The organism is Achromobacter sp. MYb9 (genome assembly GCF_002975275.1).
Lineage (GTDB): Bacteria > Pseudomonadota > Gammaproteobacteria > Burkholderiales > Burkholderiaceae_B > Achromobacter.
The window spans coordinates 98055-118591 of sequence record NZ_PCOQ01000019.1; the positions used below are offsets into that span (position 1 = coordinate 98055).

A 20537-nucleotide genomic window follows, 5' to 3' on the forward strand; every position below is an offset into this window, starting at 1 on the left:
GCGCCATGGCGCGGCCGAGGCTCAGGACGGCACCGCGCGGCGCGCCGACTTGGGGCGGAACGCGTCGATGACGTCCACCCGCGTTTGCGCGTACGGGCCGCCGATCAGGTCGATGCAATAAGGAATGGCGGCGAAGATGCCCGGCACCAGCACGGCGCCGTCTTCGCCCCTCAAACCTTCCAGCGTCTCGCGTATGGACTTCGGCTGACCGGGAAGGTTCACGATCAAGGCCGCGTGGGACGGGGTTTCGCGGATGACGGCGACCTGGCGCGACAGGATCGCGGTGGGAACGAAGCGCAGGCTGATCTGGCGCATCTGTTCGCCGAAGCCGGGCATTTCCTTGGTGGCGACGGCCTGCGTGGCCTCGGGGGTGACATCGCGCCGGGCGGGGCCGGTGCCGCCGGTGGTCAGCACCAGATCGCATCCGCAGATGTCCACCAGCTCGATCAGCGTTTCGGAAATGCGGGCGGTTTCGTCCGGAATCAGCCGGTCCACCGCCTGCCAGGGCGAAGCCAGCGCGGATCCCAGCCATTCCCGCAGCGCGGGCAGGCCCTGGTCCTGGTACGTGCCGGAAGAGGCGCGGTCGGAAACGGACACCAGGCCGATGATCAGATCGTCGGGATGGCGGCGGGCGATTCGGGTCGTGGCGGTCATGGGCGGCAGCGTCGTGGAAAGTGGAAAAAAGCGGAATCGGCGCCGAAAAGCGGCGCCCGGCGCGGTCAATCATGGAAATCCAGAAGAACCGCGCGATGTCGATGCTATCGCATTCTTTCCCAGGAGGAAGCGCGCCAGCCGCCGCGCCGGCGCCGCCGAGCGCTGTGGCAAAAAAGCGAATCGGCCCTGGCCCCCGTTTCCCGCGCTTGTTCCCGTCATACGCGCTGGATAACATCCGCTAACAAAATCAATTTCGGTATTCCGCCGCGACGCCCGTCCGCCCCATCCATGTTCACACGCACTCTACGGCAGCACGCGCTGGCCGCGGCGCTGGCCTTGTCCGCCGCCGCCGCTTGCGGCGCGTGGGCCTGGCATTCGCTGGCGCTGAAGACCGGGCCCGCGCCCATCGCGGCCCCCGGCCTCTACATCCCGAACCTGGGCAACACCCTGCAGGAACAGACGCGCAACCTGTCGACGATGAGCCAGGCGCTGCGCACGGGCGACCGCCTGGTGATCCTGGGATCGTCCGAGCTCACCAGCAACGACCTGCGTTTCGTGCCCTACCGCTATCTGGCCGACGAGTTGCAGATGCCGGTGCTGGCCTACGGCCATTCGGGATTCCAGTCGTTGGGAATGCAATTGGTGCTGGCCGCGCTGGCCGACGATCTGTCGCCCGCCTCGCGGGTGGTGGTGATGCTGTCGCCCGGATGGTTCGACGGAGACGGCGGATTGGGCGTGGACGAATTCAAGGAACACGCCAACCCGCTGCTGCCCCGCCTGCTGAAGCAACCCGAGGGCCGGGCAGAGCTGGCGCGCTGGCTGCGCGACAAGGGCGATGCCGGCGTGGTCTGGTCCATGGCGGCCGAACAGGCCTACGTGTTCCGCCAGCGCCTGGTCGACCTGTGGGCCCCTGCCTATGCCGCGCCGGCTCCTGAACGGGAACGCGAAGGTCCGGCCGCCGCCGCGCGCGTGGTGGACTGGGATGCGCTGGCCAGTCAGGCGCAGGACGCCGAGCAGAGCCAGATGGGCGGCAACCGCTATGCGGTGCGGGACGAATTCTTCAATAAGTACCTGCGCACGATTCCCGAAGGCGGCAAAACCGCCTACCAGCCACAGCCGCTGACCGGCCGCGATGAACTGCGGGAACTGACCGCCCTGATGGCCTTGCTGCACCAACGCGGGGTGAACGCGCTGTTCGTGATGCAGCCCCTGCATCCGATGGTATTCAAGGACCTGGCCCGCTTCGAGCCCATCCAGCAGGACGTCGCCCGCCTGTGCCAGCGCTACGCCATGACCTGCATGGACATGTACGGCGCGCCCTTCGAAGTCGGCATGCTGCGCGATGTGCAGCACCTGGGGGAACTCGGGTGGCTGCGCGTCAACCAGAAAATTGCCGAAGTCTTCAGACCCTGAGAGGCATCCCGAAATGAAAAGAACCCTTTGGCTCTGCCTGCTGTACCTGGGCGTCGTGGCGGTGATGCTGATCCAGGCCGATACCGCGGCCAATCTGGGCAAACCGATGGAAATTGAATTCCAGTACTCGAAATTCTGACGCCCCCGGCGTTACGGGAAAAGGCGGCAGTGGTTTTTCGACGCAACCAGGGTCAGGTCACAAATCTGCAATAATCGGCTCCTCTCGCCGGAACCTCGCCCCCGCCTCCATGTTCGACCTATTCCACGGCCTAGATCTCTGGGTTGGCCTCAGTCTTGTGCTGGCCCTGACATTCGTCCTGGCCTTCGAATTCATCAACGGCTTTCACGACACGGCAAACGCCGTGGCGACAGTCATCTACACCAAAGCCATGCCGCCGCATCTGGCGGTGGTGCTGTCGGGCATCTTCAACTTCCTCGGGGTGCTGCTGGGCGGCGTGGGCGTGGCCTACGCGATCGTCCACCTGCTGCCGGTGGAACTGCTGATCAACGTGGACACCGGCCGCGGGCTGGCCATGGTGTTCGCCATGCTGGCGGCCGCCATCGCATGGAACCTGGGCACCTGGTACTTCGGCATCCCGGCTTCCAGCTCGCACACCCTGATCGGCTCGATCCTGGGCGTGGGCCTGGCCAATGCGCTGATCACCGACCTGCCCCTGGCCGATGGCGTCAACTGGGGCAAGGCCATCGATATCGGCCTGTCGCTCGTGGCCTCGCCCGTGGCGGGATTCCTGGTGGCCGGCGGCTTGCTGCTGCTGCTCAAACGCTGGTTGCCGCTGTCCAAGATGCACAAGACGCCGGACCAGCGCCGCGCGATCGACAACAAAAAGCATCCGCCGTTCTGGAACCGCCTGGTGCTGGTGCTGTCGGCCATGGGCGTGAGCTTCGTGCACGGCTCCAATGACGGGCAAAAAGGCATCGGCCTGATCATGCTGGTGCTGATCGGCATCGTGCCCGCCAATTTCGTGCTGGACACGACCAGCACCACCTACCAGATCGAACGCACCCGCGACGCAGCGAACCACCTGAGCGTGTTCTACCAGCGCAACGAAGCCATGCTGGGCGATTTCCTGGCCCTCAAGCACACGGACGCGACCACCGAACTGCCGCGCAATTTCCGCTGCGATCCGGAACTGACCATGCCGACCATCGCGGCGCTGCAAGCCGACCTGGCCGGTGTCAACAACTACGCCGACCTGTCCGCCGACAAGCGCATCAACGTGCGCCGCTACCTGTTGTGCCTGGACGATACGGCCAAGAAGGTGTCGCGTATCGAGGGGCTGCCCGCGCGCGAACGCGCCGACTTGCAACGCCTGCGCGCAGACCTGACCGCCACCACCGAATATGCGCCGTTCTGGGTCATTGTGGCCGTGGCGCTGGCGCTGGGCGCGGGCACCATGGTGGGCTGGCGCCGCGTGGTGCTGACCGTGGGCGAAAAGATCGGCAAACAGGGCATGACGTATGCCCAGGGCATGTCGGCGCAGGTGACGGCGGTGGCCGCCATCGGCCTGGCCAATGTGTTCAGCCTGCCGGTATCCACCACCCACGTGTTGTCCTCCGGCGTGGCCGGCACGATGATCGCCAACAAGACCGGCTTGCAGGGCAACACGGTGCGCAACATTTTGCTGGCCTGGGTGCTGACCCTGCCCGCCTCGATGGCGCTGGCGGCCGGCCTGTTCTGGATCGGCGTGCAGATCACCGGCTGATCCGTATCCGCCTTGCGGGCCGTGCAGGCAATCTGCCCGGCCCGCGCAACACTCTGGCTACCGCGCCAGGCTGTTTTCCGCCGCGGCCCGCGTCTACGATGACGCCATGGCTACTCAAACCCCTACCCTGCATTACATTTTCGACCCGCTTTGCGGCTGGTGCTATGGCGCCGCGCCGCTGGTTGACGCGGCCCGCGCCGTCGCCGGCCTGACGGTGGTCGCCCATGGCGGCGGCATGATGACCGGCAGCAACCGCCAACCCGTCACCGACGCGCTGCGCCGCTACGTCATGCCGCACGACGAACGGATCGCCGGCATGACGGGCCAGGTCTTCGGCAAGGACTATTTCGACGGCCTGCTCCGCGACGCAGGCGCGGTGTTCGATTCCGAACCGCCCACCACCGCCATCGTGGCGGCCGACGCCTTGGCCGGCCGGGGGCTGGACCTGCTTAAACGCCTGCAGCACGCGCACTATGTGCAGGGCCTTCGTATCGCCAACCCGGACGTGCTGAAGACGCTGGCCCGAGAGATCGGCCTGGACGGTGACGGCTTCGACGCCGCCTACGCGGCAGCCACGGGCGCCGATACGGCCGCGCACATCGCCGCCAGCCGCCAGTTGCTGGCCCAGGTCGGGGGCACGGGCTTTCCGACGCTGGCGCTGGAGCACAACGGCGTGCATACGCTGCTGGAGCCCAGCCGCTATCTGGGCCGCCCGGCCCAATGGCAGGCGAGCCTGAGCGAACGCATCCAGGGCTAGGCGCCCGCGGAGGCATCAGCCCTCTTCGATGTCTCCGTCCCGCTGCAATGCCCGGTGCATTGCCGGGCGGTTGCCCAGCCGCTCGACATAGGCGCTGAACACCGGCGACTCCGGCACCACCTTCACCTGCATCATGTACTGCAGCGTTCCGCCCAGCACGATGTCCACCGCCGAAAAACGGCTGCCCAGGAAAAAGGGCCGTGCCTGCAGTACCCGGGTCAGCACCTGCTCGACCTCGTCGGCCGATCCCCAGCCGGGCGCGCCTTCCTGGTGCGGACGCTTGAACGCGCGTTCGACCATGGCGGGTTCGAACACGCCCGTGGAATACGATAGCCACGTCAGATAGGGCCCGCGGTCGGCGTCGCCTACCTGCGGGCCCAGCCCCTTGTCGGGGAACAGGTCCGTGAGATACAGCGCGATGGCCGGGGTTTCAAACACCGGCACGCCGTCGTGCACCAGCGCCGGCACCTTGCGGTGCGGATGGATATCGATGTAGTCCGCGGGCATGTGGCCCGCGCTGTCGTTGCCGCGGATGGACACCATTTCGGTGTCGTACGGCACGCCCAGTTCCTCAAGCAACCACAGGATCCTGAACGACCGCGAGCGCGGCGCATGATAGAGCGTAAGCATGGTCGGCCTCCTTGGAGTCCGATTATTTTGCCTGCGGCGGCTCAACCCGCCAAGGCCAGCAACACGCCGTATCCTGCCATCCCCAGCAGCACGGCCACGCCGGTATTGCTGACCATCCGCGCGGCGACGCCCGTGACGACCAGCCCGCCCACATAGGGGGCGATGCGGGCGGCCTGGGCGCCGGCGTCCAGCACGTCCGGCACGATGACCGCGGCCGCGATACCCGCCAGCAAGCTGGGGCCCAGCGCCGCCAGCGCCGAGCCCTCGCGCGACAGCCGCCGCAACAGACGGCTGCGTTCGGACAGCATGAAGGGCAGCGCGCGCGTCAGATAGGTGATTACGGCCATCGCGATCACCGCGCCCCAGAAACCCAGGCCTTCGGCGTTCATGCGGACCTCTTCAGGCGATAGGCGGCGCAGCCGATGACGGCGCCGATCAGGATGGCCATGGTGACATGCCCCATCGCGGCCGCCACGCCCGCGCCCGCCACCGCGGCGATGACCGGCAGGCCCATGCCGCGCTTGGCGCTCTGGCACACCAGCGCCATGAACAGCGCCGGCAACGCAAACCGCATCACCTGGGACAGCATCGGGTAATGGCGCTCCAGCCCGTCGCCGGCATAGACGCCCACGGCGGTTCCGGCGATCCAGGTCAGCCACGCGCCCAGCCCCAACGCGATCATCCAGCCCCGGCGGTGTGCGGGCGGCACCGTTTGCAGCCGGTTGAAGGCAGTGGCGAAGACCTCATCGGTCAACAGAAAGGCGACCTTCAAGCGGTCACGCAGGGCCGTCGGCAGGAAGCGGGACAGCAAGGGGCCGTACAGCAGGTGGCGGGCGTTCAATAGCGAACACAGCGCCACCACCCACAGCCATGGCGTGCCGGCCTTGATCGAGGCCAGCAGCAGGAACTGGCTGGCGCCGGCATAGACGAATACGGAGATCAGGATGACCTGCAGCGGCGTCAAGCCGGCCGCGATGCCCGCGATCCCGAACGTCACCGCCACCGGGAAGTAGCCGATCATGACCGGCAGGCAGGATTTCAGGCCATCGATGCGTGCACTGCCCGCCGGGGCGTGCACAGGGGTGGAAGACGTCTCCAAGGTGCTTTTCGCTTTCAAGGCTCCGGCACGCCCAGCGTCCGCAGGTGCGCTTTCAGGCGCCGCACTTCCTGGCTCAGGTCCAGGATCAGCGCCGCGGCGTCCAGGCTGGCGCCGAAATCGTGCTCCAGCCGCCGCGCGTGCAGCGCGCGCTGCAGATCAGCGCTGTAGAAGCACCAGTCGTCGGGCTGTCCGCCGCGGGCGTTGACGATGCCGACTTCGACCAGTTGGGCGACCCACTCCACTTCCGCCCCGCAGGCGCGGGCCAGGTCGTCCGCGCTAAGCGGCTGCGCTTTGCCCACGACGGTGGCGCTGGTGATGACAAGCTTCTTCATGGTCAGACCCCCAAGTGGCGCCGCGGGTTGAAAGGCACGTCTTGCTGCAGCTTGCGGTAGGCGGCGCGCGCGGCCTCGCTATCGGCCGGCGGCAGCACCAGGTCCAGCACCAGGTAAAGATCTCCCGGGGGATCGCCTGGGATGCCCCGGCCGCGCAGCCGTAGCTTGCGTCCGTTGCCCGAGCCCGCCGGAATCGATACCTCGACCGTGCCGCCAGGGGTGGGCGCATCCACCTGCGCCCCCAGCGCGGCCTCCCAGGGGGCGACCGGCAGCGTCATGTAGAGGTCGCGGCCTTCCGCCCGGTAGCGCGGGTGCGGCTTGAAGCGCACTTCCAGGTACAGATCGCCGTTTTCGCCCCCGCCGTAGCCGGGCATGCCCTGCCCCGCCAGACGGATGAATTGGCCTTCACGCACGCCCGCCGGAATACGCACGCTGAGCGTGCGGGTCTTCATGTGGGGATGGCCCTGGCCGTCCATCTCCATGGCCCTCAGGCTGATGTCGCGCGTCGCGCCCTTGAGCGCGTCTTCCAGGTCCACCTCGATGGCGGCGTGGTGGTCGTCGCCGCGCGCGCGGAAATCCTGCTGGCGCGCGCCGCTACGCTGGCCCCGGCCGCCGAACAGCGACGAAAAGAACTCGCTGAACTGCGCTTCGTCGCCAGGGGCCGCGCCGCGGTGGAATTCGAAGCCCTCGTCCCATCCGGGTGGCGGCTGGAAGCCTCCGTCGGACGACACGCCCGCCGCAAGGTTGTCATAGGCCTGGCGTTTTTCCTGGTCGCGCAGCACGTCATAGGCCTCGTTGACGTCGCGCATGCGGGCCTCGGCGTCACTTTCCTTGCTGACGTCGGGATGGTATTTGCGGGCAAGTTTGCGGTAAGCGCGCCGGATCTCGTCTTCAGAGGCGCCGCGCGCCACGCCAAGCGTGCTGTAGTAGTCCTTGAACTCCATATTCCAGCTCACCTTAAAGGTTTTGGCCGCGTCGGGCGGTGCCGCATTCGGCCTTGAATATGAAGAAGATAGGGGTTGCGGACCGATTTTTCAATGCGCAAAATCAGGCGCCGGCAAGCGTGCATAATGATTGGTTGCCCCATCCGGCGGCGTGGCTGGACGCCGCGCCGGCCGAGACCCATCCACAGGAAACCGATCGTGCTGGAAATCATTGACGTCGACTTCTCCAACCCGGAACACGGCCGCCAGACGCTGGCCATGCTGAACGAATACGCCAGCGGCCCCATGGGCGGCAATTCGCCCCTGCCTGCCTACGCGCAGCAGAACCTGATCGCTGAACTGGCCCGCCGCCCGACCGCCCATGCCCTGCTGGCCCGCGTCGACGGGCAGCCCGCTGGCGTGGCGATCTACCTGGAAGGGTTCTCCACCTTTGCATGCCGGCCGCTGATCAACTTGCATGACCTTGGCGTGTCGCCCCGTTTCCAGGGCCAGGGGGTCGGAAAGCAGTTGCTGAACGCGCTGGAAGAGCGCGCCCGCCAGATGGGCTGCTGCAAGATCACGCTGGAAGTGCTGGAAGGCAACGCCGTGGCCCAGGGGCTGTATCGCAAATCGGGCTTTGAAGGCTACGCGCTGGACGACACCACCGGCCGCGCGATGTTCTGGCAAAAGAAACTGGTAGCCTGACTGGCGTAGTATCTGATTTTTGCCGAGCGGCCCTCTCTGAACCCGCCGCCGGCCTCCACCGCAGGATTCATGATGAAGATGAGCAACATCCCCTTCGGCACCACGGACTGGTCCGAGGTGGAACGCACCGAACACGCCGGCGACACCGGCATGGCCTATTGGCGCACCCGCCAGTTCGGCGACCTGCGGGTCCGCATGGTGGAATACACCGCCGGCTACCTGGCCGACCACTGGTGCAGCAAGGGCCACATCCTGTTCTGTCTCGAGGGCGAACTGCACACCGAGCTGGAAGACGGCCGGCAGTTCGTCCTGACCCCGGGCATGAGCTATCAGGTGGCCGACCAGGCCGAGCCCCACCGCTCGTCCACGACCACGGGCGCCAAGCTCTTCATCGTCGACTGACGCGCCGGCGCGACACGCGAAATTGCAATTGCGTTACGCTTTGCAATTCATGCGGCGCCGCGCCATCCGCCGGTTCCGCACCGACAACCACGACCCCGCCTGACCGGAGACTAGCTTTGGGCGCCCCGATTACGCTATATGTCGATTCCCTGTTTCTCAGCCCTTACGCCATGTCGGCCTATGTGGCGCTGACTGAAAAAAACCTGGCTTTCGAGGTTCGCCCGATCGACCTGGAAGCGGGCGAGCAGCGCATGCAGCCGTACCAGTGCCGTGCGCTGACGGCGCGCGTGCCCGCGCTGACGCACGACGGCTTCAACCTGACCGAATCCAGCGTCATTGCCGAATACCTGGAAGACGTGTTCCCCCCGCCCGGACACACCGCGCTGTATCCGCAGGCCCCCCGCGCACGCGCACGCGCCCGCCAATTGCAGGCCTGGCTGCGCAGCGATCTGGCCGCGCTGCGCCAGGAACGGCCCACCGAAACGGTGTTCTACGGCGCCGCCGGCCAACCCCTGTCCGACGCCGCCCACGCGGCCTCGGCCAAGCTGATTCAGGTGGCCAGCTACCTCATCGGTGTCGATCAGACGTCCGTGCTTGACGAATGGTGCATTGCGGACCTGGACTTGGCGGTCATGCTCAAGCGGCTGGCCCTGGACGACCTGCCCGATCCGTTGCGCGCCTATGCCGATGCCCAATGGCAACGGCCTTCCGTCCAGAAATGGCTGGAACACAACGCCGCCGCGCGGGCCTGACAACCAGCCGGGGCCGTGATGCACGGTGCATGACGGGCCCGATGGCCTACGCGCCATGACAGGCATGCCGCCCGGCACGCAACGTTTCCTGCAATATCTGCAATAAAGCCGAAAGAAGGGACGGGGAGTCCCGAATTTGACCGACATCAAGCCCTTCCATGTTGCGGCGCAGCATTCGATGCGGTGTAATGGGGAGGTCAACTCGGCCGGTTCCACTCGGGATCGGCCCGGCGGCCTTCCGCCGTCGGGAGCAACTAACAGGAGATCGCCATGGCCGGATCCGGCAACGATCGCGTCCCCACCCCGTCCTTCAACCCCTGGACGGCCGCCTACGAATATGCCGTGGATGCCTGGCAGCGAGGCGTGCTCTACGCAGACGTGCTGCGCCAGCGCGGCAACCAGTACCACGAACACATGGCCAAGCGCGCGCCCAACGTGCTGAGCATGGAGTTCGAGCTGGTGCTGGACGGCCGCGAACTCCCGCGCCCCGTCAACTACGGGCTGTTGCGCATCAAGCCGCCGGCCGACGTGGAAACCGATCCGATCAAGCGCCCCTTCCTGGTGGTGGACCCGCGCGCGGGCCATGGCCCCGGGATCGGCGGCTTCAAGCCGGAAAGCGAGATCGGCGTGGCGGTGCGCGCAGGCCATCCCTGCTACTTCGCGACCTTCCTGCCCCAGCCCATGCCCGAGCAGACCGTCGAAGACGTGATGATGGCGGAAGCGCGGTTCCTGGAAGAGATCATCGCCCTGCACCCCGACGCGGAAGGCAAGCCGGTCGTGGTGGCCAATTGCCAGGCGGGCTGGCAGATCATGATGACCGCGGCCATCCGCCCTGAATTGTTCGGCCCCATCATCGTGGCCGGCGCCCCGCTGTCGTATTGGGCGGGCTGGCGCGGCATGAATCCGATGCGCTATTCCGGCGGCCTGCTGGGCGGCAGCTGGCTCACGGCGATGACCAGCGACCTGGGCCACGGCAAGTTCGACGGCGCCTGGCTGGTGCAGAACTTCGAAAACCTGAATCCCGCCAATACCCTGTGGTCCAAGCAGTACAACCTGTACTCCAAGGTGGACACCGAAGCGGATCGGTACCTGAGCTTCGAGAAATGGTGGGGTGGCCACGTTTTCCTGAACGGCCCCGAAATCCAGTACATCGTGGATAACCTGTTCGTGGGCAACCGCCTGGCCACGGCCGGTCTGGTGACGTCCGACGGCATCCGTATCGACCTGCGCAACATCCGGTCGCCGATCGTGGTGTTCTGCTCCAAGGGCGACAACATCACGCCCCCGCCGCAGGCGCTGGGCTGGATCCCCGACCTGTACCAGAACGAAGCCGAAGTGCTGGCCCACGGCCAGACGATCGTCTACGCAGTGCACGAGAGCATCGGCCACCTGGGCATCTTTGTGTCCGGCAGCGTGGCGCGCAAAGAGCACCAGGAGTTCACGTCGAACATCGACATGATCGACGTGCTGCCCCCAGGCATCTACCAGGCCGAGATCGCGGACAAGACGCCCGACACCCCAAACGCGGATCTGGCGTCCGGCAACTACGTGCTGTCGTTTGAACAGCGCAAGCTGGACGACGTGCGCGCCATCGTCGACCGCAAGGAAGAGGACGACCGCCGCTTCGCCGCCGTCGCGCGCATCTCCGACATCAACCTCGGTATGTACCGCAGCTTCATGCAGCCTTGGCTGCGCGCGGTGGTCACGCCGCAATTCGCGGAATGGAGCCAGCGCCTGCACCCGCTGCGCCTGCCTTATGAACTGATTTCGGATCGCAACCCGGCCATCGCGCCCATCGCCAAGATCGCCGAGCAGGTGCGCGAACAGCGCCAGGTGGCCCCGGCCTCCAATCCTTTCCTGATGGCGCAGGAAATGTTCTCGAACTGGGTCGAGACCAGCCTGAACATCTGGCAGGAACTGCGCGATTCGGCCGACGAACGCACCTTCATGGGCGTCTATGGTTCGCCGCTGGTGCAAGACCTGGCCGGCCTGGGCGCAAAATCCGGCCCGCCGCGCAAGCACCCGGGCGTCTCGCCCGAACACCGCCGCTTCATGGAAGACCGCGCCGCCGAACTGCGTTCGATGGTGCAGGAAGGCGGCCTGCGCGTCGCCGCCATCCGCATGCTGCTGTATGTGTCCGGCGCCGAAGGCGGCCTGGACGAACGCAGCTTTGCGCTGATACGCAAGATGCGCGCCGAATCCGACAACGCGTTGACCTTGCAGGAATTCAAGGACCTGACCCGCGATCAAGCCCTGATCCTGACGCTGGATTCGGACGCCGCGCTGCTGGCGATGCCGCATCTGCTGGAAAACTCGCCGGCGCCGGCGATCCGCGACGCGCTGGAGACGATGAAGCGCGTGCTGGAAGCGGCCGAACCCTTGAGCCCCGCCGCCCGCGAAAGCCTGGACGAGATGGAACGCATCTTCTTGGCAGCCGAACGCCGCGCGCAGAAGCGCAACTCGGCGCAGGCGCCGGCCCGCTTGCCGACGCCCGCGCCTGCTGCCGCCGCGCCCGCGTTGCAACTGGTCGAAGCCGCTGCCCACGTGCCGGTCAAGAAGGCCCGGCCGCACCCTGCTGCGGCCGAATCGGCGGTCGCCAAGGCGGCGATGGACACCCCGGCCAAGCCGGCTGCCAAGCCGGCAACCAAGACCACGGCAAAGCGGGCCGCCAAGCCGGCAGCCAAGTCCGCCGCCGCCCCTGCCAAACGGGCGAGCAAGACCGCAGCCCGTCAACCCGCCAAGGTCAAGTCGGCATGACGCTGCCCACCTCGACGCATTACGACAAGCTCATCGCGCGCGCACAGACGCTGGAAGCGGCCTGCTGCGCCATCGCCCACCCCTGCGACGAGCCGTCGCTGTCGGCCGCGCTGGAGGCACGCGACCTGGGCCTGCTGCATCCCATCCTGGTCGGGCCGGAAAAGAAGATCCGCGACACGGCCGCCCAGTTCAACCTGCACCTGGGCGATGCCCGCATCGTGGACGTGCCGCATAGCCACGCGGCCGCCGAGACCGCCGTGGCGCTCGTGCGCAACGGCGAGGCCACCCTGCTGATGAAGGGCAGCCTGCACACCGATGAACTGATGCACGAAGTGGTTGCGCGCACGACCGGCCTGCGCAGCGGCCGGCGCATCAGCCACGTGTTCATCATGGAAGTGCCGACCTACGCCGAGCCGCTGTTCATCACCGATGCGGCCATCAATATCTTCCCCGACCTGGAAACCAAGGCGGACATCATCCGCAACGTGATCGACCTGCATCACGGCCTGGGCCTGGGCGAACCGCGCGTGGCGATCCTGTCCGCCGTCGAGCAGGTCACGCCCAACATCCCCAGCACCATCGAAGCTGCCGCGCTGTGCAAGATGGCCGACCGCGGCCAGATCGCCGGCGGCCTGCTGGACGGCCCGCTGGCGCTGGACAACGCGATCAGCCCGGAGGCTGCCCGCATCAAGGGCATCCGGTCGCCCGTGGCCGGCGTGGCCCAGGTGCTGGTCGTGCCCGACCTGGAGGCCGGCAACATGCTGGCCAAGAACCTCACCTTCCTGGCCAACGCGGAAGCGGCGGGCATCGTGCTGGGCGCCCGCGTGCCCATCATCCTGACCAGCCGTGCCGACAGCCCCCGCTCGCGCCTGGCGTCCTGCGCGGTAGCGGCAATCTACGCCCACCACCTGAGCCAGCAAGCGGCCCGCCCATTGGCGTGACGCGCGCGCCGACACGACAGGATCCCAGAGCCATGAGCGACACCATCCTCGTCATCAACGCCGGTAGTTCCAGCATCAAGTTCTACCTTTACGACATCGACGGCAACCAGGAACTTGCTCCGCGCCTGGGCGGCCAGCTGGAAGGCATCGGCACGTCGCATCCCAAGCTGCGCGTGCGCGACGCGGCGGGCCAGACCCTGGTGGAACGCGACATCGCGCCCAGCCATGCGCCCGACGTGCCCAACGGGCAGGAAGTCGTGGGCACCTGGTTGAGCGGGCACCTGGGCGGCGCGCCGCTGGCGGTCGGGCACCGCGTGGTGCATGGCGGCCCCGATCTGGCCGAACCCGTCCTGATCGACGACGCCATCCTGGCCAAGCTGGACACCTTCACCCCGCTGGCGCCGCTGCACCAGCCCAATAACCTGGCGCCGATCCGCGTCATCCGCGAACGCCGGCCCTGGATTCCCCAAGTCGCCTGCTTCGATACGGCGTTCCACCGCAGCCATTCCGACGTGGCCGACCGCTACGCGCTGCCCGAATCGCTGTACCAGGAAGGCGTGCGCCGCTATGGCTTCCACGGCCTCTCCTACGAGTACATCGCGCAACGGCTGCGCCAGGCCCTGCCCGAACTCGCGATGGGCAAGATCATCGCAGCGCACCTGGGTTCGGGCGTTTCCGCCTGCGCCATGTCGGAAGGCAAGAGCGTGGACAGCACCATGGGCTTCACCGCCCTGGAAGGCTTGCCCATGGGCACGCGGCCCGGCCGGCTGGACCCGGGCGTCGTGCTGTGGATGATGGAACGGGGCATGGACCACGACCAGATCGAGCACCTGCTCTATCACGACTGCGGCATGAAGGGCCTGTCCGGCATCAGCAACGACATGCGCGAACTGCTGGTCAGCGACGCGCCATCGGCCCAGCTGGCGCTGAAGTATTTCGCCTGGCGCGTGGCCGAAGGCATGATCGGCCTGGGCTGCGCCATGAACGGTATCGACGGCATCGTCTTCACCGCGGGCGTGGGCGAGAATTCCGCCCAGATCCGCCAGGCGGTCGCCGACCATTGGGGCTGGCTTGGCATCAAGCTGGACCCGGAACGCAACGCCCATCACGGGCCCCGAATCTCCAGCGACGACAGCCGCATCGGCGTGTATGTGATCCGCACGAACGAAGAGCTGATCATCGCCCAGCACACGCTGGCCCTGGTGCGCCAACGATGAGCGCGCACCTGCCTTTGGCGGGCAAGCGGGGCCTGGTCACGGGCATCGCCAACGCGGATTCCATTGCCTGGGGATGCGCCAAGGCGTTCCGTGCCCTGGGCGCCGAACTGGCCGTGACGTATCTGAACGACAAGGCGCTTGCGCATGTGGAGCCTTTGGCGCGGCAAGTGGACGCGTCGCTGCTCATGCCCTTGAACCTGCTGAACGACGGCGAACTGGAAGCCGTGTTCGGCCGCATCGCGGACGACTGGGGCGGGCTGGACTTCGTCTTGCACTCGATTGCCTTCGCGCCGCGCGGCGATCTGCACGGCCGCGTGACGGACTGCTCGCGCGAGGGCTTTCTGCAGGCGATGGACGTGTCCTGCTGGTCGTTCATCCGCATGGCGAAACTGGCCGAACCGCTGATGGCCAATGGCGGCGCCCTCTTCTGCATGAGCTATTACGGCTCGCAGATGGTGGTCGAGCACTACAACATGATGGGGCCGGTCAAGGCCGCGCTGGAATCCGCCACGCGCTATCTGGCCGCGGAACTGGGCCCGCAAGGCATCCGCGTGCACGCGATATCGCCCGGGCCCTTGAAAACGCGGGCGGCCTCCGGCATCGCCGAATTCGACGCCCTGCTGGACCGCGCCCAATCGAAGGCGCCCGCGCGCAGCCTGGTGTCGATCGACGACGTGGGCGAAGCCACCGCCTGGCTGGCCACCGACGCCGCGCGGCGCATGACGGGGCAGACGCTTTATATCGATGGCGGGTATCACATCATCGATTGACGTCGTCGACGGGGCAGGTGCAAAGCCCCGCCCGCCCGCGCTGGCTAGGCCAGGGTGTCTGGCGGCGCCTGACGCCAACGCTCCACGGCCTCTACCGCCTGTTCCGGGCTGCCGAAGATCTTGTCGCGACCGATCTTCTTCACCAACCCCGAGCGCTCCAGCGCCATGCGGAACTGCCCGTGGCCACCCGCAACCAGCAGGGTGATATTGCAGGCGTCCAGTTCGCGTTTGAGCTCGTACAGCGCCTCGACCGCGTCGGCGTCGGCCTGCGTCATCGCTTCGGCGTCCAGCACGAACCATTGCACGTCTCGCGCCTGTTCGATGACCTCGCGCGCGCGGCGGCGGAAGGCATCGGCGTTGAAGAACCAGACCGACGATTCGAACAGCCACACGACGATGCCCGGCACCGGTTGCGCGTCGGGGTTCAGGTGCAGCTTGCCCAACACCGACTCGCCCGGCAACCGCCCCAGCAACGCATCGCGCGGATTGCCCGACACATACATGGCATACAGCAAGGTCGCGCCCACCGACACGGCCACCCCCTGCAGCACCCCGAAACCCACCACGCCGCCCGCAGCCAGGATGCCGAACGCCAGTTCGACACGCGAAATGCGGGCCAGCCGCATGAAGGCCTTGGCGTCGAACAGGCTGGCCGCCGCCAACAGCAGAATGGCCGACAGCACCGCCTGCGGCAGCCAGTACAGCGGCGCGCTCAGCAGGCCCACCACGATCGCCAGGGCAAGCGCCGCACTGACGCTGACCAGCGGCGACGAGCCACCGGCGACCAGCCCCACCGCGGTCCGCGAGTCCGCGCCGGTCACGACGAACCCCTGGAACAGTCCCGCCGCCACATTGGCCGCGCCGAACCCCACCAGCTCGCGATTGGGGTCGACGTGTTCGCCCGTGCGAGCGGCAAAGCTGCGCGCGGTGACGATACCGCTGGAAAAGCTGACCACCAGCACGCCGGCCGCACCCAGCAGAATGCTGTCCACGCCCTCCAGCCGTACGGGCAGGCTAAGCCCTGGCAAGCCGGCGGGCACTTCGCCCACCACCGCGATGCCCAGGCTGGGGAAATCGAAGATCCACGACAGCAGGCAACCGCCGACGACCAGCAGGATGGGGCCGGGCCAGGTTGGCCGCCAGCGCTTCACGGCCACCAGCAGCAGGCAGGACGCCAGCCCCAGGCACAGGGTCGGGATCTGGATCTCTTGCAGCCGGCGTCCCAGTTCCAGGAAGGGATGGATCAGGCCGCTGTTGCGCAGGCCCACGCCCGTCAGCCCGCTTAGTTGCGACAGCGCCAGCGTGATCGCCACGCCCGCCATGTAGCCGATCAGCACGGGCCGCGACAACAGGTTGGCCAACACGCCCAGCCGCAACACGCGGGCGATCAGGCACCCCACGCCCACGGTCAGCGCGATACCGGTCGCGGCCACCAGCCGGTCTTCGGGCGAATGCAACGCCATGCCCGTCAAGGTGGCGGCGATCAGCGTGCACGTGGCGGTGTCCGGCCCGACGATCAGCGTGCGCGACGAGCCGAACAGCGCGTAGCCCAGCATGCCGGCAATGGCTGCCCACAAGCCGGCGACCGGCGGCACGCCCATCATCGCCGCATACGCCAGGCCCACCGGCAAGGCCACCGCCGCCACGCTCAGTCCCGCCATGACGTCGCGCCGCGCCGATTCCCGCGTGATGCCGCGAAAATTATTCAGGCCAGGAAAAAAACGTAGATTCATGGTGCTGCACGCCGACCTGATCAAAGGACTTCCGCACGGCGCGGAAGGTCCGCCAAGCCTACACCAAGGCCGGGCTTCCGAAACCGTCGGCGATCAAACGTCTGCGGCTTTTCATTCCTTTTAAGAATGAAGATCGGTGATTATTTATCCCTTTTTTAGGGCCGGCGGATTGCGTAGAGTCCCCGGCACAAGAAAAGCGGCCTTGCGCCGTGCCCGTACACCGACACGGCCCGCCGCGACGCTTCCTGCGACGCGGATAAAAAGGGCCGGCACTTCTGGAGACGCCATGTCCTTCGCCTTTCTGCGGCGCGCCAGCCGCGCGCTCGTCCTGGCCGCGCTTGCCGCGGGCATCGCCCCTGCCGCGCATGCGCAAGCCTATCCCGAGCGCCCGATCAAGCTGGTCGTGCCGTGGCCGCCCGGCGGCGCAACGGACGCGCTGGGGCGGTTGCTCGCGCAGCGCCTGACCGAACGCCTGGGCCAGACCGTGATCGTGGACAACAAGGCCGGCGCGGGCGGCAACATCGGCACGGCCGCCTTCGTGCGCGAAAAGGCCGACGGCTATACGCTGCTGATGGCCACCAGTTCCACCAATGCCGCCAACCCGCACCTGTATTCGCGGCTGGGCTTCGACGCGGCGAAGGACTTCGCGCCCATCGCCTTCGTGGCCGAAATCCCGAACATCCTGGAAGTGCCCAAGCAGTCGCCGTTCCGGTCAGTCGCTGACCTGGTGGCGGCCGCCCGCGCGGAACCCGGCAAGCTCAACTATGGTTCGGGCGGCGTGGGTTCTTCGCAGCACCTGGCGGGCGCGATGTTCAAGTACCTGACGGGCGCGGATGTTCTGCACATTCCGTACAAGGGCAGCGGGCCGGCGGTGTCCGATTTGTTGGCGGGCCAGGTGGACATGATGCTGGACACGGGGTCGCTGGCCCAGGTCCAGGCCGGGAGCCTGCGCGCATTGGCCGTGGCCGCGCGCCAGCGGCTGCCCGCGCTGCCCGACGTCCCCACCTTCGACGAGGCAGGCGTGCCCAAGATGTACGCGTCGGCCTGGTACGGCATCGTCGCCCCCGCCGGCACGCCGGTGGACGTGGTCGAGCGCTTGAACAAGGAAGTCAACGCGGTGGTCGCGGACCCGGAAGTGAAGAAGCGGATGGAAGGCATGGGCGCACTGGTGCCGACAGGCCAGACGCCGGCCGAATTCGGCGCTTTCATCCAGGCGGAGATCCAGCGCTATGCACAGATCGTGAAGATCTCAGGCGCGAAGATGGAATAAGGTTCAGGCGGGGAGGCAGTCGCTTGTCCGGTATCAACAGCACCGACTGACGCCCCTGCCTCGAATGACGCGCGGCGCACACGCATCAAAAAAATAGCCGCCCCCCGGGGGGCGGCTTGCGCGCGAAGCGGGCGCGGCGTGGGGGCTACTTACTCTGCGCGCGCTTCCAGCACGGCCACGGCCGGCAGGGTCTTGCCTTCCAGGAATTCCAGGAAGGCGCCGCCACCCGTCGAGATGTAGCCGACCTGCTCGCCAATGCCGTACTTGGCGATGGCGGCCAGCGTGTCGCCGCCGCCAGCGATCGAAAAGCCGTCCGATTCCGCGATGGCGCGCGCCACCACTTCGGTACCGTTGGCGAACTGGTCGAATTCGAACACGCCCACGGGGCCGTTCCACACGATGGTGCCGGCCTTCTTCAGGATCTCGGCCAACTGCGCCGCGGTCTGCGGGCCGATGTCCAGGATCATGTCGTCGTCGGCCACATCCGTGGCCGCCTTGACGGTGGCTTCGGCGTCCGCGCCGAATGCCTTGGCGCACACCACGTCCACCGGAATCGGCACGGCCGCGCCGCGCTGCTTCATGATGTCGATCACGGCGCGCGCCTGCTCAACCTGGTCAGGTTCCGCCAGCGACTTGCCAATGGGCAGGCCGGCAGCCAGCAGGAAGGTGTTGGCGATACCGCCGCCCACCACCAGCTGGTCAACCTTGTCAGCCAGCGATTGCAGGATGGACAGCTTGGTCGACACCTTCGAGCCGCCCACGATGGCGACCAACGGACGCTTGGGTTCGTGCAGCGCACGGCCCAGGGCGTCAAGTTCGGCTTCCAGCAAGGGGCCGGCGCAGGCGATGGGCGCAAAGCGCGCGATGCCGTGCGTGGTGGCTTCCGCGCGGTGCGCGGTGCCGAACGCGTCGTTGACGTAGACGTCGCACAGCGCGGCCATCTTCTTCGCCAGCGTTTCGTCGTCTTTCTTTTCGCCGACGTTCACGCGGCAGTTTTCCAGCAGCACGACCTGGCCGTGATCCACCTGGACGCCGTCGACCCAGTCGCGCACCAGCTGCACGGGCATGCCCAGCAGTTCGGACAGGCGCTGACCGACCTTGGCTAGCGAATCGGCTTCAGTCAGCACGCCCTCTTTCGGACGGCCCAGGTGGGACGTGACCATCACGGCGGCGCCGGCGTCCAGCGCCAGGCGGATGCCGGGCACGGATGCACGGATGCGCGTGTCTTCGGAAATGCGGCCGGCGTCGTCGAACGGCACGTTCAAGTCGGCGCGGATGAACACACGCTTGCCGGACAGGGCGCCGGACTTGGCCAGCGCGGACAGGGTATTGACCTTGGACATATTTGCTTTCCTACGATAGGCGAACAAAGGGGACGAACCCATTTTCCGCATCAGCGGAAAATAAATCCGTCCCCTGTGGACTGACCGTGTTGCTTACTTGGCCGACATCAGCGCGACGGTGGTGTCGAGCATGCGGTTCGAGAAGCCCCACTCGTTGTCGTACCAGGACGAGACCTTGACCAGGCGACCCGAAACCTTGGTCAGCGACGCGTCAACGGTGCTGGAGGCCGGGTTGTGGTTGTAGTCCACCGAAACCAGGGGCTCGGTGTTGTAGTCCAGGATGCCCTTGAGCTCGCCTTCCGACGCGGCCTTCAGGATGCTGTTCACTTCTTCGGCGGTCGTGTCGCGGCTGGCCACGAACGACAGGTCGACCAGCGACACGTTGATGGTCGGGACGCGGATGGCGTAGCCGTCCAGCTTGCCATTCAGTTCCGGCAGCACCAGGCCCACGGCGGCGGCGGCGCCGGTCTTCGTGGGGATCATGCTCATCGTGGCCGAACGCGCGCGGCGCAGGTCTTCGTGGTAGACGTCGGTCAGGACCTGGTCGTTGGTGTAGGCGTGAACGGTCGTCATCAGGCCGTTTTCCAGGCCCAGCTTGTCGTTCAGCGGCTTGACCAGCGGGGCCAGGCAGTTGGTGGTGCACGATGCGTTCGAGATGACCGTGTCGGTCGACTTCAGCACGCCGTGGTTCACGCCGAACACGATGGTGGCGTCCACATCCTTGCCGCCCGGGGCCGAGATGATGACTTTCTTGGCGCCGCCCTTGATGTGCGCGCCCGCCTTTTCCTTGGTCGTAAAGAAGCCGGTGCATTCCAGCACGACGTCGACCTTCAGTTCGCCCCACGGCAGTTCAGCCGGGTTGCGGTTGGCCAGCACGCGGATCTTGTCGCCGTTGACGACCATGAAGTCGCCGTCGACTTCCACGGTGCCCGGGAACTTGCCATGGGCCGTGTCGTAGCGCGTCAGGTGCGCGTTCGTCTTGGGATCGCCCAAGTCGTTGATGGCGACGATTTCGATATCGTGCTTCTTGCCACCTTCATAGTGGGCACGCAGGATGTTGCGGCCGATGCGACCGTAACCGTTGATGGCGACGCGAATGGTCATGACTAAGCTCC

Annotated in this window: 22 protein-coding genes; 13 read left to right on the forward strand and 9 right to left on the reverse strand. The window is 66.9% G+C overall.

The genetic code is table 11. From position 1 onward, the window contains the following. Window positions 1-21: 21 nt before the first annotated feature. Window positions 22-654 carry a molybdopterin adenylyltransferase gene (gene mog, locus CQ050_RS22980; protein WP_105559153.1) on the reverse strand — a complete coding sequence of 211 codons (633 nt, stop codon included), beginning with the start codon at window positions 652-654 and terminating at the stop codon, window positions 22-24. Window positions 655-942: 288 nt separating this feature from the next. On the opposite strand from mog, the gene CQ050_RS22985 reads away from it, so the two are divergent. From CQ050_RS22985 to CQ050_RS22995, 4 genes are all read left to right on the forward strand, one after another. Next, window positions 943-2067, forward strand: coding sequence for a D-alanyl-lipoteichoic acid biosynthesis protein DltD (locus tag CQ050_RS22985; RefSeq protein WP_105559128.1), 1125 nt, complete (start codon window positions 943-945; stop codon window positions 2065-2067). Window positions 2068-2080: 13 nt separating this feature from the next. After that, window positions 2081-2206, forward strand: a complete 126-nt coding sequence (locus CQ050_RS31255) for a hypothetical protein (protein WP_255410200.1) — start codon at window positions 2081-2083, stop codon at window positions 2204-2206. 109 nt (window positions 2207-2315) lie between these two features. Further along, a complete protein-coding gene (locus tag CQ050_RS22990) occupies window positions 2316-3791 on the forward strand; it encodes an inorganic phosphate transporter (protein WP_105559129.1) in 1476 nt (491 codons plus the stop codon). A gap of 106 nt (window positions 3792-3897) precedes the next feature. After that, the gene (locus tag CQ050_RS22995) at window positions 3898-4548 is read left to right on the forward strand and encodes a DsbA family protein (RefSeq protein ID WP_105559130.1); all 651 of its coding nucleotides are present in this window, start codon (window positions 3898-3900) and stop codon (window positions 4546-4548) included. A gap of 15 nt (window positions 4549-4563) precedes the next feature. Here CQ050_RS22995 and CQ050_RS23000 read toward each other — a convergent pair whose 3' ends face one another. From CQ050_RS23000 to CQ050_RS23020, 5 genes are read right to left on the reverse strand one after another with little or no spacing between them, the layout of a single operon-like run. Continuing rightward, window positions 4564-5178: a glutathione S-transferase family protein gene (locus tag CQ050_RS23000; protein ID WP_105559131.1), complete on the reverse strand. Its 615-nt coding sequence runs from the start codon at window positions 5176-5178 to the stop codon at window positions 4564-4566. Between the two features lie 41 nt (window positions 5179-5219). Continuing rightward, window positions 5220-5567, reverse strand: a complete 348-nt coding sequence (locus tag CQ050_RS23005; RefSeq protein WP_105559132.1) for an AzlD domain-containing protein — start codon at window positions 5565-5567, stop codon at window positions 5220-5222. Continuing rightward, complete coding sequence (locus CQ050_RS23010) at window positions 5564-6277, reverse strand: AzlC family ABC transporter permease (protein WP_105559154.1); 714 nt, start codon at window positions 6275-6277, stop codon at window positions 5564-5566. Before CQ050_RS23010 ends, CQ050_RS23005 begins: the two co-directional genes overlap by 4 nt. A gap of 14 nt (window positions 6278-6291) precedes the next feature. After that, window positions 6292-6609, reverse strand: a complete 318-nt coding sequence (locus CQ050_RS23015; RefSeq protein WP_105559133.1) for a chaperone modulator CbpM — start codon at window positions 6607-6609, stop codon at window positions 6292-6294. A gap of 2 nt (window positions 6610-6611) precedes the next feature. Continuing rightward, window positions 6612-7553, reverse strand: coding sequence for a DnaJ C-terminal domain-containing protein (locus CQ050_RS23020; protein WP_105559134.1), 942 nt, complete (start codon window positions 7551-7553; stop codon window positions 6612-6614). 53 nt (window positions 7554-7606) lie between these two features. Here CQ050_RS23020 and CQ050_RS30900 point away from each other — a divergent pair, with 53 nt between their 5' ends. The 8 genes from CQ050_RS30900 (at window position 7607) to fabI (ending at window position 15076) form a co-directional block, all read left to right on the forward strand. After that, window positions 7607-7768 (forward strand): hypothetical protein, encoded by a 162-nt coding sequence (locus CQ050_RS30900; protein ID WP_158266078.1) that lies wholly within the window; start codon window positions 7607-7609, stop codon window positions 7766-7768. Further along, entirely contained in the window at window positions 7752-8237 is a 486-nt protein-coding gene (locus tag CQ050_RS23025) for a GNAT family N-acetyltransferase (RefSeq protein ID WP_105559135.1), read from the forward strand. Before CQ050_RS30900 ends, CQ050_RS23025 begins: the two co-directional genes overlap by 17 nt. A gap of 72 nt (window positions 8238-8309) precedes the next feature. Beyond that, the gene (locus tag CQ050_RS23030; RefSeq protein ID WP_105559136.1) at window positions 8310-8639 is read left to right on the forward strand and encodes a DHCW motif cupin fold protein; all 330 of its coding nucleotides are present in this window, start codon (window positions 8310-8312) and stop codon (window positions 8637-8639) included. 116 nt (window positions 8640-8755) lie between these two features. Next, window positions 8756-9391 (forward strand): glutathione transferase, encoded by a 636-nt coding sequence (yfcF, locus tag CQ050_RS23035; protein ID WP_105559137.1) that lies wholly within the window; start codon window positions 8756-8758, stop codon window positions 9389-9391. A 270-nt stretch (window positions 9392-9661) separates the two neighbouring features. Then, entirely contained in the window at window positions 9662-12148 is a 2487-nt protein-coding gene (locus CQ050_RS23040; protein ID WP_105559138.1) for a DUF3141 domain-containing protein, read from the forward strand. Further along, window positions 12145-13089: a phosphate acetyltransferase gene (locus tag CQ050_RS23045; RefSeq protein ID WP_105559139.1), complete on the forward strand. Its 945-nt coding sequence runs from the start codon at window positions 12145-12147 to the stop codon at window positions 13087-13089. The genes CQ050_RS23040 and CQ050_RS23045 overlap by 4 nt, the downstream gene beginning before the upstream one ends. A 32-nt stretch (window positions 13090-13121) precedes the next feature. Continuing rightward, window positions 13122-14306 (forward strand): acetate/propionate family kinase, encoded by a 1185-nt coding sequence (locus CQ050_RS23050; RefSeq protein ID WP_105559140.1) that lies wholly within the window; start codon window positions 13122-13124, stop codon window positions 14304-14306. Then, the gene (gene fabI / locus CQ050_RS23055) at window positions 14303-15076 is read left to right on the forward strand and encodes an enoyl-ACP reductase FabI (protein WP_105559141.1); all 774 of its coding nucleotides are present in this window, start codon (window positions 14303-14305) and stop codon (window positions 15074-15076) included. The genes CQ050_RS23050 and fabI overlap by 4 nt, the downstream gene beginning before the upstream one ends. A 44-nt stretch (window positions 15077-15120) precedes the next feature. Here the strand turns inward: fabI and CQ050_RS23060 are convergent, their stop codons facing one another. Further along, window positions 15121-16809 (reverse strand): SulP family inorganic anion transporter, encoded by a 1689-nt coding sequence (locus CQ050_RS23060; RefSeq protein ID WP_199196904.1) that lies wholly within the window; start codon window positions 16807-16809, stop codon window positions 15121-15123. A 286-nt stretch (window positions 16810-17095) separates the two neighbouring features. Between CQ050_RS23060 and CQ050_RS23065 the strand changes: the two genes are divergently transcribed. Continuing rightward, on the forward strand, window positions 17096-18079 hold the full coding sequence (locus CQ050_RS23065) for a tripartite tricarboxylate transporter substrate binding protein (RefSeq protein WP_105559142.1): 984 nt from the start codon (window positions 17096-17098) through the stop codon (window positions 18077-18079). A gap of 149 nt (window positions 18080-18228) precedes the next feature. Here the strand turns inward: CQ050_RS23065 and CQ050_RS23070 are convergent, their stop codons facing one another. Then, window positions 18229-19422, reverse strand: coding sequence for a phosphoglycerate kinase (locus CQ050_RS23070; protein ID WP_105559143.1), 1194 nt, complete (start codon window positions 19420-19422; stop codon window positions 18229-18231). A gap of 93 nt (window positions 19423-19515) precedes the next feature. Then, window positions 19516-20526 (reverse strand): type I glyceraldehyde-3-phosphate dehydrogenase, encoded by a 1011-nt coding sequence (gene gap, locus CQ050_RS23075; RefSeq protein ID WP_006221200.1) that lies wholly within the window; start codon window positions 20524-20526, stop codon window positions 19516-19518. Between the last annotated feature and the right edge of the window lie 11 nt (window positions 20527-20537).

Coding starts and splice junctions, on each gene's coding strand:
- fabI (WP_105559141.1), top strand. CDS start 14,303: ATGAGCGCGCACCTGCCTTTGGCGGGCAAGCGGGGCCTGGTCACGGGC.
- CQ050_RS23000 (WP_105559131.1), bottom strand. CDS start 5,178: ATGCTTACGCTCTATCATGCGCCGCGCTCGCGGTCGTTCAGGATCCTG.
- CQ050_RS31255 (WP_255410200.1), top strand. CDS start 2,081: ATGAAAAGAACCCTTTGGCTCTGCCTGCTGTACCTGGGCGTCGTGGCG.
- CQ050_RS23040 (WP_105559138.1), top strand. CDS start 9,662: ATGGCCGGATCCGGCAACGATCGCGTCCCCACCCCGTCCTTCAACCCC.
- CQ050_RS23065 (WP_105559142.1), top strand. CDS start 17,096: ATGTCCTTCGCCTTTCTGCGGCGCGCCAGCCGCGCGCTCGTCCTGGCC.
- gap (WP_006221200.1), bottom strand. CDS start 20,526: ATGACCATTCGCGTCGCCATCAACGGTTACGGTCGCATCGGCCGCAAC.
- CQ050_RS22985 (WP_105559128.1), top strand. CDS start 943: ATGTTCACACGCACTCTACGGCAGCACGCGCTGGCCGCGGCGCTGGCC.
- CQ050_RS23045 (WP_105559139.1), top strand. CDS start 12,145: ATGACGCTGCCCACCTCGACGCATTACGACAAGCTCATCGCGCGCGCA.
- CQ050_RS23005 (WP_105559132.1), bottom strand. CDS start 5,567: ATGAACGCCGAAGGCCTGGGTTTCTGGGGCGCGGTGATCGCGATGGCC.
- mog (WP_105559153.1), bottom strand. CDS start 654: ATGACCGCCACGACCCGAATCGCCCGCCGCCATCCCGACGATCTGATC.
- CQ050_RS22995 (WP_105559130.1), top strand. CDS start 3,898: ATGGCTACTCAAACCCCTACCCTGCATTACATTTTCGACCCGCTTTGC.
- CQ050_RS23030 (WP_105559136.1), top strand. CDS start 8,310: ATGAAGATGAGCAACATCCCCTTCGGCACCACGGACTGGTCCGAGGTG.
- CQ050_RS23015 (WP_105559133.1), bottom strand. CDS start 6,609: ATGAAGAAGCTTGTCATCACCAGCGCCACCGTCGTGGGCAAAGCGCAG.
- CQ050_RS22990 (WP_105559129.1), top strand. CDS start 2,316: ATGTTCGACCTATTCCACGGCCTAGATCTCTGGGTTGGCCTCAGTCTT.
- CQ050_RS23020 (WP_105559134.1), bottom strand. CDS start 7,553: ATGGAGTTCAAGGACTACTACAGCACGCTTGGCGTGGCGCGCGGCGCC.
- CQ050_RS23070 (WP_105559143.1), bottom strand. CDS start 19,422: ATGTCCAAGGTCAATACCCTGTCCGCGCTGGCCAAGTCCGGCGCCCTG.
- CQ050_RS23060 (WP_199196904.1), bottom strand. CDS start 16,809: ATGAATCTACGTTTTTTTCCTGGCCTGAATAATTTTCGCGGCATCACG.
- CQ050_RS23050 (WP_105559140.1), top strand. CDS start 13,122: ATGAGCGACACCATCCTCGTCATCAACGCCGGTAGTTCCAGCATCAAG.